Source organism: Sulfuricurvum sp. (assembly GCF_028710345.1).
Lineage (GTDB): Bacteria > Campylobacterota > Campylobacteria > Campylobacterales > Sulfurimonadaceae > Sulfuricurvum.
On record NZ_JAQTUH010000003.1, the window covers coordinates 33,890 to 48,988 of the forward strand.

The window sequence follows — 15,099 nt, forward strand, 5'->3', positions numbered from 1 at the left end:
CTATTTTTTTACTGAACTTTTTTTGTATTCTTGTGTGACTATAGTAAGCGCTTTGAGAAAATCTTCACTTCCTACTGCCCCCATCAACGGTTCAAACATCGGATCTCCATTGCTTGATATAAACCATGTTGCCGGTGTTCCACCCACGTATAAATCTCTTGGGAAGATAGGAGATTCGTCAACATAAACGATAGTAGGAATATACTCAGCATTAAGCTTTTGAATCACCTTCGGATCTTTGAGTGTCGTATTTTCCAACTGAACACAATAGTGACAGCTGTGACTAGAGATAATAAACATCATTGGCTTATGGAGTTTTTTTGCACTTTGAAGTGCCGTGGCATAATCTTTTTGCCATTTAATCCCATCCGCAACCATTGTGCTAGCAACTAGTAAAAAAAGCAATACTAATTTTTTCATTTTTTGACCTTTTTTAGAATCTCTTTAGCGATAGAATCTATCTCTTTATTACTCACATCGATAACAATGTTTGCTACTTTTAAGTACTGAGGAAGCCTCTCTTCGTATAATGCACGCGCTTTTTCAAGATCTTGCAAAAGTGGTCGCTTTTTCAACTTTTTTGGTGCATCTACATGAGATAAAATTCGTTCATAAATTGTATCAAAAGGGGCATTTAACAATACGATTGTCCCTACTTTTCGCAATGCAGGAACCTTATAAAAACCTCCACCCGTAGAGATAATCGTATTTTCAACACTTTTTTTTAGCCAACGGGCTGTTTTTCTCTCTAAGTTACGAAAATACTCTTCGCCCTCTTCGGCAAATATTTTTTTTATGGGACGATTTTCAATGCTTTCAATAATATCATCGGTATCAAGTGCAATAAATTTACTCCGTTTGACCATAGCTCTCGCAACTGAGCCTTTACCGACACCCATAAACCCAATTAATACAATATTTTTCATAACGTTCCAAAGTTAAAAGTCTAATAACGCAATCATAGCATAGGCTAACTTAGTCACGTCTAGCTTTTAAATTCATCAATATGCGCTTGAAGCGATTTTGCGACACTTAAAAGCTTCTCAGAATCCCCTTCAATATTTTCAACACTTATTTTATTCGATTCAGAGACATCATTTATTTGAGAAATTTGAGCAATGATCCATTCAATGTTTTCGACCATTTCGATCGAATCTTTATACGATTTTTGCGCAATAGATACAGAATTTTCCATCTCCATAGAGGTAGCTGATATTTTGCTTTCTACTTCATGAGAGATACTGGTCAATGCATTCATACTTGTTGCATTTTCGCTAATCGTATCGCTCACATCATTAATCGACTGAACAATAGTATTCACACTCACTTCGATCTCATTTAAACTTTTTTGGGTTCTCTCAGCCAGTTTTCGTACTTCATCCGCAACAACGGCAAATCCTCGTCCATGCTCGCCTGCACGCGCTGCTTCAATAGCAGCATTTAACGCAAGGAGATTGGTTTGATCGGCAATATCTTTAATCACACTCAAAACACTTTTTACTTGATCAGCATCATCACGAAGTCCCATTAATCGATGAGAAGTCTCATTTTCGGTTTGTATATATCCCTCAACCTCATAAACCAAACTATCCAGTGCACCTTTAGCGGTTATGAGCTCTCGATTTGCATTGGTAATATTATTTTGTGTCCGTTCTGAAACCGTAATAGCCGCTGAAAGGATTTCTTTGATTGATTGACTTTTTAGCGTGGTAGCCTCAACAATCGTACGCTCTTTAGCAACACCAACCAAAATATTTTGAGTTGCATTTGTAATCGCTGAAGCAATGCTCATATTTTGCTTCCCGAGCGCTTTAACTTCGTTTACTGTTCCTTGAACCATCTCTACAAAATTATTAACCGCTTTTGCTGCTTGGGAAAACTCATCTTTTTTGACTACTTCAAGCCGTGCAGTAAGATCTTTGTCCCCACTTACTAATTCAGATATACGCTTACGTAAACCCGTTAGAGGCATTAAAACCTCTTTTCCAAAGAAAATATTGAGCACAGATACAAAAATAATAACAACTATACTAAGAGCAATTAATAAAATTGTTTGGGTTTTATTGATCTCTTCATCATTTTTTTCGAGTGAAACCACCAAATCCATCACCCCTATTACATCCCCTTTTTGGAGATTTGTATGACAGGCTATACATTTATCTTCTGCAATAAGTGGCTGTAATAAGCGAATCGTATGCATTCCATCGGTGTTTTCAATCACTTCTGGTTTTTTGTTTTTAAAGATTGCTTGAACCATCGGCTCATCACTAAATTTAGCGTCCAATCCAAATAAATCAATCACGGCTTGAGATTTTTCGATTTTCAGATTTTTAATCCCCTCTATCTCTTGGGCATGAGAAATTGCCTCAGCAACCACCTTCGGGTCACCCGCTAGCATACTTCCCGACATTGTTTGGAAAATCGACTGACTCAACATCGTCAAAGAACGTTTTGCCGTATCGTTCGAAAAATTATGAAATGTGGAGGTTAAATACCAATATATAGCCCCTAACCCCAAAAAGCTAAACATTAACGTTGTAAAAATGATTTTTGATTTTACTGTTTCAAACATGACTATTCTCCAAATTTTCCTTATTGATTATTGTACACAATTGTAACCATAATTATGACCTTTATTGTACCGTATAATATTCCCCTTCGTGAGGATTTGTGACGATTCCTTGTAGAGTTTGCATTTTTATGGGTAAATTCATCGGACGACGCATCGATACGGGGTCCACTTTACTCACACTAAAATGTAAATGTGGTGCGGTGGTATAACCTGTATTTCCCGAATACGCTATCAGTTGTCCCTTGGTAACTTTATCCCCTATTTTTACTACTGTTCCACCATATTTTAGATGATAATAATTCCCTAATGTCCCATCGGAATGGCGTATATTGACATAATTCATATAAGCTCGATATGCTGGCGATGCTCCACCATAATTACTACTCACATCTATTCCAACCACTTCACCTTCTCGCGCGGCATACACAGGAGTTCCTATTGGAAGTGAGAAATCAACCGCATAAGCTGAGAGACCTTTATGTGAAAATCCACCATTGTACCCTTGTGATACCCGTACGGTAGAGCCTTTAGTAAACGGGAGAGCATATATATAATTATCATCATGTTGAGCAAATGCAGACCCTTTTACCCATCCATACGATGCGACGTGATTGGTTCGTCCATTTAGTGTAATAGGGGCCAATCTCACAATCTCTTTTTTGGATTTTCCTGCTAATTCGACGTATAACGGAAGAGATTTATCGGCTTTTAGATTATCCAATGTGTCAAAATCTAACGCAAGAGTGACCATAAATGGGTTTAAGTTTTCCGCTTCAAAAATAATTTCACCATTTTTTCCCATCTCCTCTACCACAATAACACTGTTTCGAGAGCCGATAGTAACACCTCGTTTAATCTTGGAAGCATCTGCACGGTTCAAAGTTTTAAGATGCTCCTCGTACGCTTTTTCCTGCTCTATTGCGAATTGAATACTTTTAGCTTCAATAGCTTCTTCTTTGCAAAGAGAATCAAGCGTTTTAATCGGTTGACCTGAAAAATTTTTTTGGTAAAAAGCAATTGCTTCCGAACGTACTCGAGGTTGATGCAATGGTTCTAATTCTATAGTGGCAAGATGGGCAAATTTTTGTTTATCATTTGCCACAATAGCGTTTAATAAAGATTTTTGGTAAAGCCAATGAATTTCTTCTTGTCGCTTGGAGAGTGAACGTAATTTAATGAGATAATTGTTTAACACTTCAGCATCAGGTTTTGATGCAATCTCTTCACCAAGAGAGAGTGTATGTTGAACATCCGAACAAAAATTTTCGACAATACGAGGCTCATCCGCCTCTAAATAAATTTCATTTAAATGTGCCAGTTTGGTAGAATCATTTTTTAAAGGTTCAGCGAGTGTATCAAAAGGTAATGGAGTTTGTGCACATAATAAGATACTCACAGATAGTAAACATAATATTTTCACTCGTTTTAACCCTTTTTTAAAATAATGTTTCTCATTAATTATCATCTCTATTTTAACATACCTAAAGTACAACTAGGCTCAACCTTGCTATAATAAAAGATATTTTATTCCAAACCATGAGGTATTCATGTCCAAGCGTATATTAGAATCTATCAAGCCCGGTGTTGTTTTCGGTGAGGATTTAAAAACCCTTTTTGCTATTGCCAAAGAAGAGGGGTATGCCCTTCCTGCGGTTAATGTTGTCGGAACCGATTCAATCAATGGGGTTCTCGAAGCAGCAAAGCTGGTTAATTCTCCAGTAATTATCCAATTTTCTAACGGCGGCGCAAGCTATTATGCCGGAAAAGGGTTAAGTAACGAAAACGAAAAAGCGGCGATTGCCGGAGCAATCAGTGGAGCAATGCATGTCCATATGATGGCAGAAGCTTACGGACTACCTGTTGTGCTACATACCGACCATGCCGCACGTCATCTTCTCCCATGGATTGATGCCCTCCTCGATGCAGGAGAAAAACATTTTGCACAAACCGGTAAACCCCTCTTTAGTTCCCATATGCTCGATCTCTCTGAAGAGAGTTTGGAACAAAATGTCGCTACATGTGTAGAATACATGAAACGGATGGCTAAAATCGGGATGACATTGGAGATTGAACTTGGTGTCACCGGTGGAGAAGAAGACGGCGTCGATAACACCAATATTGATAATGCCCTCCTCTATACTCAACCTGAAGATGTCGCTTATGCGTATGAAAAATTAATGGCAGTGAGTGAAAACTTTACTGTAGCAGCATCATTCGGTAACGTTCATGGCGTCTACAAACCGGGTAATGTCGTACTCACCCCAATCATCCTCAATAACTCTCAAAAATACATCCAAGAAAAATTTAATACGATATCTTCTAAACCGGTGAACTTCGTATTTCATGGTGGATCAGGTTCTACCCTCGCTGAAATTCGTGAAGCGATTAGCTATGGCGTCATCAAAATGAATCTCGATACCGACACCCAATGGGCAACCTGGGAAGGGGTAAAAGATTATTATGAAAAATACAAAGATTATCTCCAAGGGCAAATCGGAAACCCAGAGGGTGAAGAGAAACCAAATAAAAAATATTATGATCCACGTAAATGGCTACAAGCAGGGCAAAAAACATTGATTAATCGTGTAAAAATAGCGTTTGAAGATTTGAATGCGATAGATAGAAATTAAGTATATTAAGTACTACATTCCCGATTTAATCGGGAATATAACGAAGATGTTCTCTATTATTTTGCGTAAGTAATTTTTGCTTTTGATTTAAGTGTTGCCATTTTTTTCTCCATGAACGCCTTAAACTTATCCATTTTCAAACGTTGTTCAATAAAGTTTTTGACTTCCTCGAAACTCATTTTTTTCGCTACAACCTTATCTTCAAGATAGATAACATGGTATCCAAATTGACTTTGAACCGGATCTGATGAAATCGTCCCCTCTTTCATAGCAAATACAGCATCATTAAAAGATGGAACCATTTGTCCGCGTGGGAAATAACCTAAATCACCACCTTTAGCTGCACTTGGACCAGTTGATTTAGATTTTGCTTGCGCGATAAACTCTGTTTTGAGCTTATCACCGCTTAAGCCTTTCATACTTTTAATAACTGCATCAGCTTCTTCTGTTGTTTTAACTAGAATATGGCGCGCATGTACTTTTTCTTTATCAACAAATTCATCTGGGTTTTTATCATAATAATCTTTAACCTCTTTTGGATCAACTTTGATTGTATCAAATTGTTGTTGTTCCCATACCTTTGCTGCAAGCTGCGTTTTCATTCGGTCTGCAAGTTTTTGGTATTCAGATTTAAACTCTTTGGATTCCAAAATACCGCTTTTTTTTGCATCATCAAATACAAGCTCTTGGGCGATCATCCCCTCGATAATTCGTTGACGCAATTCATTTTGTTTATCTGAAGGGAGAGAATCAAAACGACCTTGAGTCCCTTCCATAAGAACATTGTTGACCTCATCGGATGTGATATTTGCCCCATTTACTGTTGCTAATACAGCTGCGTTTGCAAATGATGCACTCAATAAAACTCCCAGTGCCCAAATCGTAAATTGTCGTCTCATTGTATTCCTTGTATGGTTTCGATTGTTGGAATTATAGTATAAATAAAAGCATACACAAAAGAAATTAATCGATGTTAAACGATCCCACTATTCTTTTTCTCATTTGCCATTTTTAAATATCTCTCTATTGTCTGCAAAAGGAAGCTTTTATCAATAGGTTTTGCTAAATGGGCATCTAACCCCGCTTTTATAATCCGTTCTCGATCACCGATAAGGGCATGTGCGGTAAGGGCGATCACAGGGACAAAACCTCGTGAATCGTGTTTATCTATCTCTTTTATTAATCGATTAGCGGTCAAACCATCCATTACCGGCATATCGATGTCCATCAATACTAGATCAAATTTCTCTTTTAGATACGAATCAACAGCTTTTTGTCCATTTTCAACCCCTTTGACAATATAAGCATTTTGCTCCAAAATGGTTTCAAGCAGTTTTAAATTGATAGGATTGTCCTCTGCTACCAAAATTTTTGCATTTTTGACAGGTTGGATCAACCCTTCTGCATTTATTTTTTCAAAAATGTTCTCTGCGACAGTCTTTTCTAAATTGGAAAGTGCTTTATGAAGATTTGTTGGTAACAACGGAGGGGTAATAATTGCTTTTAAGAGTCCTCGTAGAAATTGTTCTCTTTCATGATAGTCCTTATCAACAACGGCAACAATCTGTAAATGTGGATAAATGGATTTTATAGTTTCTACTTGCGATGATGATAAATGAGGGACATCAATGAGTAAAACATCACATTGATTCAAATTAGGATTGATTAATGAGGCAATAGGTGTCATTTGAAGCTCAAAGAGTTCTAAATATTTTTCTAATAAAACACTTTGAGTCGAAAGAGGTTCATACGCATATAAAGCAACCCGTTTCCCTTCGATCACTTCCAAATAGGTTGGATCATTGATAGGATGAACCAGTCTGAACGAGAAACGTGAACCACGACCAACCTCTGATGCCAACATTAAGCTAGAGTCCATCATTTCAATGTATTTATGACTCAGACTAAGGCCTACCCCCATACCATCTTGTCCGTTACGCTGATTTTCCCATGCTGACGAAAACGGTCGAAGTAATGTTTTCATCCTTGCACTATCAATACCGATACCCGTATCACTGATCGCATATTCCACTTCGATTGATACATGGTTTTTCTTAACCATCATAATCTCTAAAAGGACTTGTCCCGATACAGGGGTAAATTTAATCGCATTTTGGATGAGATTTCGTAAAATAGTTACAATCTTATCTTGGTCGCCCATCATCTCCAGTGGAAGTCGCGGATCAATCAATACACTCCACTGAATCTCTTTGGATTCAATCTGTTCTTCAAACTGCAATGAAAATGATTCAAACACATCAAAAGGGTTAAACTCACGCATATGCGTTTGAATTCCACCACTTTCTACCTGCATTAGCTCCAAAAGATTTTCAATATTGCTCATCATTGAGTGGGCACTTTTACCTGCCAAGTCAACATATTCTTGCTGCCAAGAACTCAATGGGCTAGAAGAAAGTAAATCGACGAATCCAATAATCGCGTTCATTGGAGTTCGAAATTCATGCGAAATATTAGTTAAAAGTTTCTTTTTAAATTTATCGAAATAACGTTCAGCTGCTTTTGCCCGTTCTAGTGCCGAGGTGTCTCTCAATACCATTGCAATAATAAATTCATCTCCCAGTGCAAATACCTCTGTTCGAAGTGCCATATCATACATTTTGGATTCAAATATCACCTTAGCACGATAGTGTCCAGGTTGAGAAAGAACAGTAGAGAGCTCCATCCCTTGTGGATCAAGCCACTCTTCCAGTAGTGGTATTTCCTCAACATTTTTAAAGCCAAAAATATCCATAAATATAGGGTTCACGCCAACAATTTCACCTACCAAATTGGCATAAATAAACGGGTCACTGTGTGTTTTAGCACATGAAGTAAGTATCCCTAAAGATGGAACTAATAATGGGTTAAACAGACGTGTATATATCATTAAAAAACTCCTCTTATCTTACCCCATGTAAATATTTTTGCAGAATAAACTCTAGCTTTTCACGTGTCAACGGTTTAGAGATATAATCATCTAACCCTTTTTCCAAAATATACTCACGATCACCCTCCATTGCCAATGCCGTCAAAGCAATAATCGGCATTCGCCCAATTTTTGCTGGCCCTTCTTCCGCTTTAATCTCTTGAGTAGCCAAAATACCATCTTTAATTGGCATATCAATATCCATAAAGACAATATCAAACTTCTGATTTCGACACGCCTCTACCGCTTCATCTCCATTGGAAGTGCAGAGAACATTTAACCCGTACTCTTTTAACAATAATTTAATAAGACGTTGATTGATAAGATTGTCTTCAACCACCAATGCACGGATTCCATGTTGTAAGTTAGCCATGACTGGCTCTGCCACATCTTTGAGCCCTAGTATTTTCACCAAATGGTTCAATAATGTTGTCGGCAATAACGGTTTACTTAGCGCTGTGTCAATCACATGCATAGTACGCGCCAAAAGTTTCTCGTTTTGTTCTACCAAGAGAACCGTTTTACACGTACGTTTAAAAGTAGAAAGTTTTAAAATCCAATCGCTCTTATTTTGTGAAGCAATAAAATAGACAAGATCGGTGTCATTAAAAATAGTTTCGTCAATCAAATGCGCTTTGGTGACACTTATTCCAAAACTACGGAGATAATTGGTCAAATGGTTAGCATCTTCCAATTTTTTTTCATCAAGTAATACCACTTTTGCACTGTTCGCATTAATCATTCTCATTGCTTGATCTGAAGATCCATCGAGGGTTAGCGAAAAACCGAATGAAGAACCACGTCCCTCCTCACTTGCTATTTTAAGCTCACCACCCATTAGATTAACCAGTCCATGAGATAAACTCAAACCGACACCGAGACGATTATCGGCATGATCTCCAGATACGAATGGACGTGTGATAAGCCCTAGCTCATTTTTATTAATCCCTTTACCGGTATCTTTGACACTAAACCCTACATTACAACTTCCGTTTGTATTACGCTTTAGAAGTTTAATCTCAATCGTAATACGACCTTCGGGAGCAGTAAATTTAAGTGCATTATTATAAAGATTACTAAGCGCCTGTTTGATTTTACGAATATCTCCATTTAAATGAGTCGGAAGTTTTGGATCGATAAAAACTAAAACACCAACACCCTTATCTACACCAAGAGATGCCCATCCTCGAGCAAATTCTTCCATTTCAGTAATAATATTAAAATCAACCTTGCTAATGTTCAATCGTCCTGTTTGCATCTGCGCTAGATCAAGTAAATTTTCAATATTAGACATTAGATTTCGAGCAGAACCTTGCACGGATTGGATATATTCTATTTGTGTATCGCTGGGAGAAGTTTTTGATAGAAGTTCAATAAATCCAAGTATCCCATTCATTGGTGTACGAAATTCATGCCCAATATTGGCTAAAAATTTTGTTTTCAACGCTTCAACCTGAACTACCTCTTCTTTGAGTGCAACCATACTGGTTTTATCTTCCAATCGAAGCAAATAAAAATCTTTAGCACCTTGCTTTAGAACCACAGAGGTGGCAGACATTGCATGGCGTTTCCCTTTTGCATCAACAATACCTAATCCATAGCCGTTAGGGCAATGGGTACGAATATAATCCAGCCAACTTTTATCGTATTCAGTAAATACCTCTTCATCCTCATCGCTAAAAAGCTCACGTATACTCTCATACGATTTTTTTAGTTCCTCGATAGATTTAATTTGTACCAAATTAAAAAATGCTTTATTCGCACCAATCCACCCATTCTCTTTGGTAAAAAACAAAATCGCACAAGGATCTGTGTCTAAAATTTCATAGAATAAACCTTTATCTATATTATGATCTACTTCATCCACAGAAACGATTCGACCGCCACCGAATAAATTTGATAACCATTTTGTAAGTTCCAATAGAGACTCCTAATAATAAATATATTTCACCAATAATATTTGAGCGAATATTGTAACACATAATTGTCACCTATGCTTTATAATTCAAAAATTTTACTTACATATTATTTTTAAAGTGAGTAAAAGTTAATGGTACAATGTTATAAAAAAATGGATTATTGGTAGATGACAAAAAAAGCAACAAAAAATGAGTGTAATGCAATCAAATCTGCTCTTTTAGAAAAATATACTGATGCAGTCACCGAACTCACCTACACCAATGCTTATGAATTAGTTATCGCAGTAGCACTATCAGCTCAATGTACGGATAAACGGGTTAATCTCATCACTCCTGAGCTTTTTAAAGCCTATCCAACTGCACATACTTTAGCAAAAGCGGATTTAAATCATATCAAAAGCCTCATTCAAAGCTGTTCTTTTTTTAATAACAAAGCAGTTAATCTTATTGCCATGGCTACTCGAGTGGTAGATGTTTATAACGGGGAAATACCTTTAGATGAAAAAGAGTTAATAACCCTCGCAGGTGTCGGGCAAAAAACGGCACATGTTGTGTTAATCGAATACACAGGAGCAAATCTCATGGCAGTCGATACGCATGTATTTCGTGTCAGCCATCGGCTAGGGCTTAGCGATGATCTCACCCCTGCAACCACAGAAGCAACTTTGGTCAAAAAATTTAAAACCAATCTCCATCAACTCCATCAGGGGATGGTACTTTTTGGTCGCTATATCTGTACCGCTAAAAATCCAAAATGCGATACGGAGTGTTTTTTACGCGAATATTGCAAAACTACGGAAAGCTTTAAAGCACGATAAGGTACAATATTTTCATGATGAAACATACACTGCTTTTAACGATAGTATTACTAATAGTATCGGGATGTTTTAATGAGCGCGGAATAAGTATGCGCTATTATAACGACTGCGAAGAATACTATGATGCACAGGGCTATTACCACAAAAAATGTGGTGAAAACCTTCTTGATTATAAAGATACCCAAAAAATTTATGATAACGTCAAAGAGTCCATTACTCCGGAAGACACCTCTCCAAAAGGACTTGGAAAAGTTTGGTAGTTATCCTCTATTTCATAGCAATAAACGTCGCAAAATTTGCCCATTGAAAAAGTACGTCACAGCTTTTAAATCCACATTTTTTTGCCATAGCACCGTTCTCTTCAACCGTATAAGGGATCAATACATTTTCTAATGCTTCCCGCTTTTGAACGATTTCGTATTCACTGTACCCTTGTATTTTTTTGTAATCATAATAACAATCAATTAGCTGTTTATTGAGAGTTGCATTTTCACTTAACACTTTTTCGCTAAAAATAAATACGCCGCCATCTTCTAACGAATCAACAATTTTTCGTACCAGTTGTTCACGTAACATCGGACGGATAAACTGTAATGTGTAATTGCAGAGTATGACTTTGGATTTTTCAAAAGGGTACTCTAAAATATCCCCCTCGACCAATAATATTTTTGAGCCGAATGCTTCGATTTTTTTATGCGCATGACTAATCATCGCTGCAGAGTTATCTACACCGATAAGCTCTATCGTATCATTTCCCTTAGCACCGCGTTCAATCTCTAAAAGCAATGATGCTGTTGAGCAACCCAAATCAATAACTCTTCCCCCATTCTCTAGTGCATTTAAGGCGAAACGGACACTTAATTGCTGAGATTCTTTGTAATAAGGGACAGAACGGATAAGCATATCGTCAAATACTGCTGCAACATCGGCATCAAATTCAAACTGTTTTGAAATAGGTCTGGTAAAAAGTGTGTCGGTTTTCATAAATCGTATTGTAGCGTATTTGAGGGAAGGGTCGCGACGAAACAACACATTGTTCCCCCCTCAACACCATTTTCAAAGCAAATGGCGTACCAAGCACTCAATTGAAAATTATTATTTTATCTTTCCAAAAAAGTTTATCTCATGTTCTCGTAGAATGCGGATTAGATTGGTTGTCCCTTTCACTCCGATAGGATCACCGGCAGTAAAAATATAGGTTTGTGTTTTATCGATAATCCCACGCTCTAAGCCACGTATGATAATATCTTCCAACATCTCATCTAACTTCCCTTTTTTAGGAAAATATGCAGGAACTACTCCCCAAACCAATGTTAAAACTCTCGCGATATGATCATCATGTGTCGCAGCATAAATAGTCATTTTTGGACGATAGCGAGAAAGTTTCTTAGCAGAGCTTCCCGATGTTGTCATGGCAATAATCCCAGCTGCATGTAACGCATCACCTAGCCGTACAGCTGATTCATTGATAGTATCCATCGTATCATAGTATTGAAATTCAGAAAACTTATCAAACGGGTATATTTTCTCAATCGATTGAATCGTATTGACCATTGTCTCTACAACTAACACAGGATTATGCCCCACAGCTGATTCTTCAGAGAGCATGACCGCATCGGTACCATCTAATACTGCATTGGCAACATCACTGATTTCAGCACGTGTCGCACTCTCTTTTTCAGTCATGGAAAGGAGCATCTGCGTAGCAGTAATGACAGGTTTTGAGTATTCATTTGCTTTACGTATCAACATTTTTTGAATAATCGGAACTTCATGATAAGGGACTTCAATTCCCAAATCTCCCCGTGCCACCATCAATCCATCCGAATGTTCTAAAATTGCATCAATATTTTCTACTGCGTCAAATTTTTCAATCTTTGCAATCAATTGCACTTTGCCACCTAAAGAGGTGATAATCTCTCTCGCCTGTATCATATCATTTCCATCTTGGACGAAAGAGATTGCCATATAATCAACCCCATTTGCAACACCCCACGCCATATCAGTTCTATCTTTGGCAGTCAAAATATCTATCCCTAAACGGGTATTTGGAAAATTCACCCCTTTTCGTGATGTTAACGTCCCTTTATTATCGATGATGGCACTCACAAATTCCTCACCGGTACTTATAATCGTCGCTTTTATAATTCCGTCATAAAGATAAATCGCATCATCAACAGTAAGTATTTTTAAAATAGAGCTCTCATTGATCGATGTTCGATAATGATTTTCTCCAACCTTTTCCCCCTCTATGGTCTCATAATAAAAATCGATTCTATCTCCGGATGAAAGATAAAAAGGCTCTTTTAAATTACCTATTCGCACTTTTGGTCCGGAAATATCTTGTAAAATTCCTACTATAAGCCCAGTCTCTTTGATGGCTTGACGGATATTAGTTAATACTTCACTATGATATTCATGGCTTCCGTGTGAAAAATTCAGACGAAATACATTGACACCTGCTCGTATCATTGCAGACAATATCTCCACACTTTGTGAAGCTGGACCGACGGTTGCTAAGATTTTGGTTCTTTTTTGCATTATGACACCTTTAACTACACATCAATTTTGGTAAGATAGTAACATATTTTTATTACCTCTGTGTTAATCTCAGGGAATTTAGAGGTGGTTTCTATTAAAATGAGCACTATATTCGTAAATTAGGCAGAAACAATAAAAATGATTAAAAGAGCGATTGAAGCCGATATAGTGTTAGTAGATATCATCGATTTTTCACGTCTAAGTATGCCTCAGCAACTTGAGATTATTACGTATCTTTCACAAAGCTACAAAAAAATGATCAATAAAATGCTGAAAAATTCGGGAATTCCTCTGGAAAAAATGCTTCAAGGCATGATCCCTACGGGGGATGGTTTTTATTGTATCTTACACCCTAGTTTAAAAGGATTCGGTCCTATTTTAGGATTATCATTTATCCATTTTTCCGATTTAATCGCCAAAGAATACTCCTATTTTTTAGGGATACGTGTCGCAGTACACACGGGAAAAATATATCGCTTTGAAGATATTTTGGGACATGATAATTTTGTCGGTGATGGTTTAAACGAATGTGCCCGATATGTTGAAATAAAAAATTTCATTGTTAGCACTGTTTTTATCTCTGATACAGCGTATAAATCACTGCAATCTTTTTTAGAAGATCACCAAGATTTTGCCGAATTACTACAACAACGTGAATTTAAACACAGCTCACTGCATACTTTTATCGACAAACATAAAATTGAACGACAAGGATACCTCATTTGGATGAGGCAAGGCGGTATTATTACGCCGCCAAAATTAGATTGGTTATTTACTTCAAAAAGGAAAACTAATGCGCTTTAGCATTGATGAATACGCTAAAACTTTCAAAATGTCCAAAGAGATGATACATAATAAGTTAAAATCTAAAAAATTAAACTATATTATCGAAGGGGGAGTAACTTATATCATTGTCCCTCGCAACTCACTCAATGATACTCAAAAAACAGCAGTAGAGACACCCATAAAACCCTCTCCACCTGCACCGAATAAAACAAGTATCGGAATGGTGATCTCGCTCTATCAAAAAGAGAACCTACATCTAAAACTAAAAATCAAAGAACTCGAAGCTAAAATCGATGCACTCGTCAACGACAAAGAACAAATGCTTATTGCTGAACGTAACCGCATTGAAGAGATTTACACCGCTAAAGATGAACAACTTAAAAGTATTCTCGAAGTTCTCAGCACAAAACTGCTCCTTACTCAAAATAACAATACCATTCATGATGTGGATGTCTCACACCAGCAGCAGCAACCACAACCGAGTATCTCATTAGGTTCCAGCGGTTTAATAGAGCTAAAACGGTATCTTAAATTTATTGGGATCGGAAGCGAAGGTCGGAAACTTGTTCGAAACCGTTTTTCAGAACGTTATGGCAGTGATGTTCGCATTATCCAAAAAGAGGGTGAATTTTACGTTGACCTCTCAAAATATGACTACACAGACCTTTTATAGGTCTCCACCCACTCTTCATTCACTACAAAACTCTTAAACTTTAACCATAACCCAATCAACTAGGATTTTACCGATTCTAAACGACAACTTTTTTATCATGCATCAGTCTGATTTGATTAATATTTTAAATAAAATTATTAACATTATACGTTTTTCTGTATAAACTAATATTTTTACTGTTTATTACTAAACAAATAATTAATATTGACGATATAAAAACGTTTATTTATTCAT

At 37.0% G+C, this 15,099-nt stretch carries 13 protein-coding genes and 1 pseudogene; 5 read left to right on the forward strand and 9 right to left on the reverse strand.

Features of this window, described 5'->3' with window-relative positions:
- The 4 genes from PHC76_RS04730 to PHC76_RS04745 form a co-directional block, all read right to left on the reverse strand.
- Complete coding sequence (locus PHC76_RS04730; RefSeq protein WP_299970595.1) at window positions 1–420, reverse strand: thioredoxin family protein; 420 nt, start codon at window positions 418–420, stop codon at window positions 1–3.
- On the reverse strand, window positions 417–926 hold the full coding sequence (locus tag PHC76_RS04735) for a shikimate kinase (protein ID WP_299970592.1): 510 nt from the start codon (window positions 924–926) through the stop codon (window positions 417–419). The genes PHC76_RS04730 and PHC76_RS04735 overlap by 4 nt, the downstream gene beginning before the upstream one ends.
- A 59-nt stretch (window positions 927–985) precedes the next feature.
- The gene (locus PHC76_RS04740; RefSeq protein WP_299970589.1) at window positions 986–2,572 is read right to left on the reverse strand and encodes a methyl-accepting chemotaxis protein; all 1,587 of its coding nucleotides are present in this window, start codon (window positions 2,570–2,572) and stop codon (window positions 986–988) included.
- Between the two features lie 61 nt (window positions 2,573–2,633).
- Window positions 2,634–3,992 (reverse strand): M23 family metallopeptidase, encoded by a 1,359-nt coding sequence (locus tag PHC76_RS04745; protein ID WP_299970586.1) that lies wholly within the window; start codon window positions 3,990–3,992, stop codon window positions 2,634–2,636.
- A gap of 127 nt (window positions 3,993–4,119) precedes the next feature.
- On the opposite strand from PHC76_RS04745, the gene fbaA reads away from it, so the two are divergent.
- Window positions 4,120–5,202, forward strand: a complete 1,083-nt coding sequence (gene fbaA / locus PHC76_RS04750; protein WP_299970584.1) for a class II fructose-bisphosphate aldolase — start codon at window positions 4,120–4,122, stop codon at window positions 5,200–5,202.
- Window positions 5,203–5,258: 56 nt separating this feature from the next.
- Here the strand turns inward: fbaA and PHC76_RS04755 are convergent, their stop codons facing one another.
- The 3 genes from PHC76_RS04755 to PHC76_RS04765 form a co-directional block, all read right to left on the reverse strand.
- Window positions 5,259–6,101 (reverse strand): peptidyl-prolyl cis-trans isomerase, encoded by an 843-nt coding sequence (locus PHC76_RS04755; protein WP_299970581.1) that lies wholly within the window; start codon window positions 6,099–6,101, stop codon window positions 5,259–5,261.
- Window positions 6,102–6,175: 74 nt separating this feature from the next.
- Window positions 6,176–8,089: a response regulator gene (locus PHC76_RS04760; RefSeq protein WP_299970578.1), complete on the reverse strand. Its 1,914-nt coding sequence runs from the start codon at window positions 8,087–8,089 to the stop codon at window positions 6,176–6,178.
- 13 nt (window positions 8,090–8,102) lie between these two features.
- On the reverse strand, window positions 8,103–10,049 hold the full coding sequence (locus PHC76_RS04765; RefSeq protein WP_299970576.1) for a response regulator: 1,947 nt from the start codon (window positions 10,047–10,049) through the stop codon (window positions 8,103–8,105).
- A gap of 165 nt (window positions 10,050–10,214) precedes the next feature.
- Here PHC76_RS04765 and nth point away from each other — a divergent pair, with 165 nt between their 5' ends.
- Window positions 10,215–10,865 carry an endonuclease III gene (gene nth / locus PHC76_RS04770; RefSeq protein WP_299970573.1) on the forward strand — a complete coding sequence of 217 codons (651 nt, stop codon included), beginning with the start codon at window positions 10,215–10,217 and terminating at the stop codon, window positions 10,863–10,865.
- A gap of 17 nt (window positions 10,866–10,882) precedes the next feature.
- Window positions 10,883–11,047, forward strand: a pseudogene (locus PHC76_RS04775) (hypothetical protein); the annotation flags it as partial.
- A gap of 85 nt (window positions 11,048–11,132) precedes the next feature.
- On the opposite strand, the gene cmoA reads toward PHC76_RS04775, so the two are convergent.
- Window positions 11,133–11,849: a carboxy-S-adenosyl-L-methionine synthase CmoA gene (gene cmoA, locus PHC76_RS04780; protein WP_299970570.1), complete on the reverse strand. Its 717-nt coding sequence runs from the start codon at window positions 11,847–11,849 to the stop codon at window positions 11,133–11,135.
- Window positions 11,850–11,960: 111 nt separating this feature from the next.
- The gene (gene pyk, locus PHC76_RS04785) at window positions 11,961–13,406 is read right to left on the reverse strand and encodes a pyruvate kinase (protein ID WP_299970567.1); all 1,446 of its coding nucleotides are present in this window, start codon (window positions 13,404–13,406) and stop codon (window positions 11,961–11,963) included.
- A gap of 138 nt (window positions 13,407–13,544) precedes the next feature.
- Between pyk and PHC76_RS04790 the strand changes: the two genes are divergently transcribed.
- Both PHC76_RS04790 and PHC76_RS04795 read left to right on the forward strand, forming a co-directional pair.
- Window positions 13,545–14,210, forward strand: a complete 666-nt coding sequence (locus PHC76_RS04790) for a hypothetical protein (RefSeq protein WP_299970565.1) — start codon at window positions 13,545–13,547, stop codon at window positions 14,208–14,210.
- Window positions 14,200–14,865 carry a hypothetical protein gene (locus PHC76_RS04795; protein ID WP_299970562.1) on the forward strand — a complete coding sequence of 222 codons (666 nt, stop codon included), beginning with the start codon at window positions 14,200–14,202 and terminating at the stop codon, window positions 14,863–14,865. Before PHC76_RS04790 ends, PHC76_RS04795 begins: the two co-directional genes overlap by 11 nt.
- Window positions 14,866–15,099 lie beyond the last annotated feature (234 nt).

What these genes read in the sequence shown, in the direction of transcription:
- fbaA (WP_299970584.1), top strand. Translation starts at nt 4,120, where the DNA reads ATGTCCAAGCGTATATTAGAATCTATCAAGCCCGGTGTTGTTTTCGGT.
- nth (WP_299970573.1), top strand. Translation starts at nt 10,215, where the DNA reads ATGACAAAAAAAGCAACAAAAAATGAGTGTAATGCAATCAAATCTGCT.
- PHC76_RS04790 (WP_299970565.1), top strand. Translation starts at nt 13,545, where the DNA reads ATGATTAAAAGAGCGATTGAAGCCGATATAGTGTTAGTAGATATCATC.
- pyk (WP_299970567.1), bottom strand. Translation starts at nt 13,406, where the DNA reads ATGCAAAAAAGAACCAAAATCTTAGCAACCGTCGGTCCAGCTTCACAA.
- PHC76_RS04755 (WP_299970581.1), bottom strand. Translation starts at nt 6,101, where the DNA reads ATGAGACGACAATTTACGATTTGGGCACTGGGAGTTTTATTGAGTGCA.
- cmoA (WP_299970570.1), bottom strand. Translation starts at nt 11,849, where the DNA reads ATGAAAACCGACACACTTTTTACCAGACCTATTTCAAAACAGTTTGAA.
- PHC76_RS04730 (WP_299970595.1), bottom strand. Translation starts at nt 420, where the DNA reads ATGAAAAAATTAGTATTGCTTTTTTTACTAGTTGCTAGCACAATGGTT.
- PHC76_RS04740 (WP_299970589.1), bottom strand. Translation starts at nt 2,572, where the DNA reads ATGTTTGAAACAGTAAAATCAAAAATCATTTTTACAACGTTAATGTTT.
- PHC76_RS04735 (WP_299970592.1), bottom strand. Translation starts at nt 926, where the DNA reads ATGAAAAATATTGTATTAATTGGGTTTATGGGTGTCGGTAAAGGCTCA.
- PHC76_RS04795 (WP_299970562.1), top strand. Translation starts at nt 14,200, where the DNA reads ATGCGCTTTAGCATTGATGAATACGCTAAAACTTTCAAAATGTCCAAA.
- PHC76_RS04760 (WP_299970578.1), bottom strand. Translation starts at nt 8,089, where the DNA reads ATGATATATACACGTCTGTTTAACCCATTATTAGTTCCATCTTTAGGG.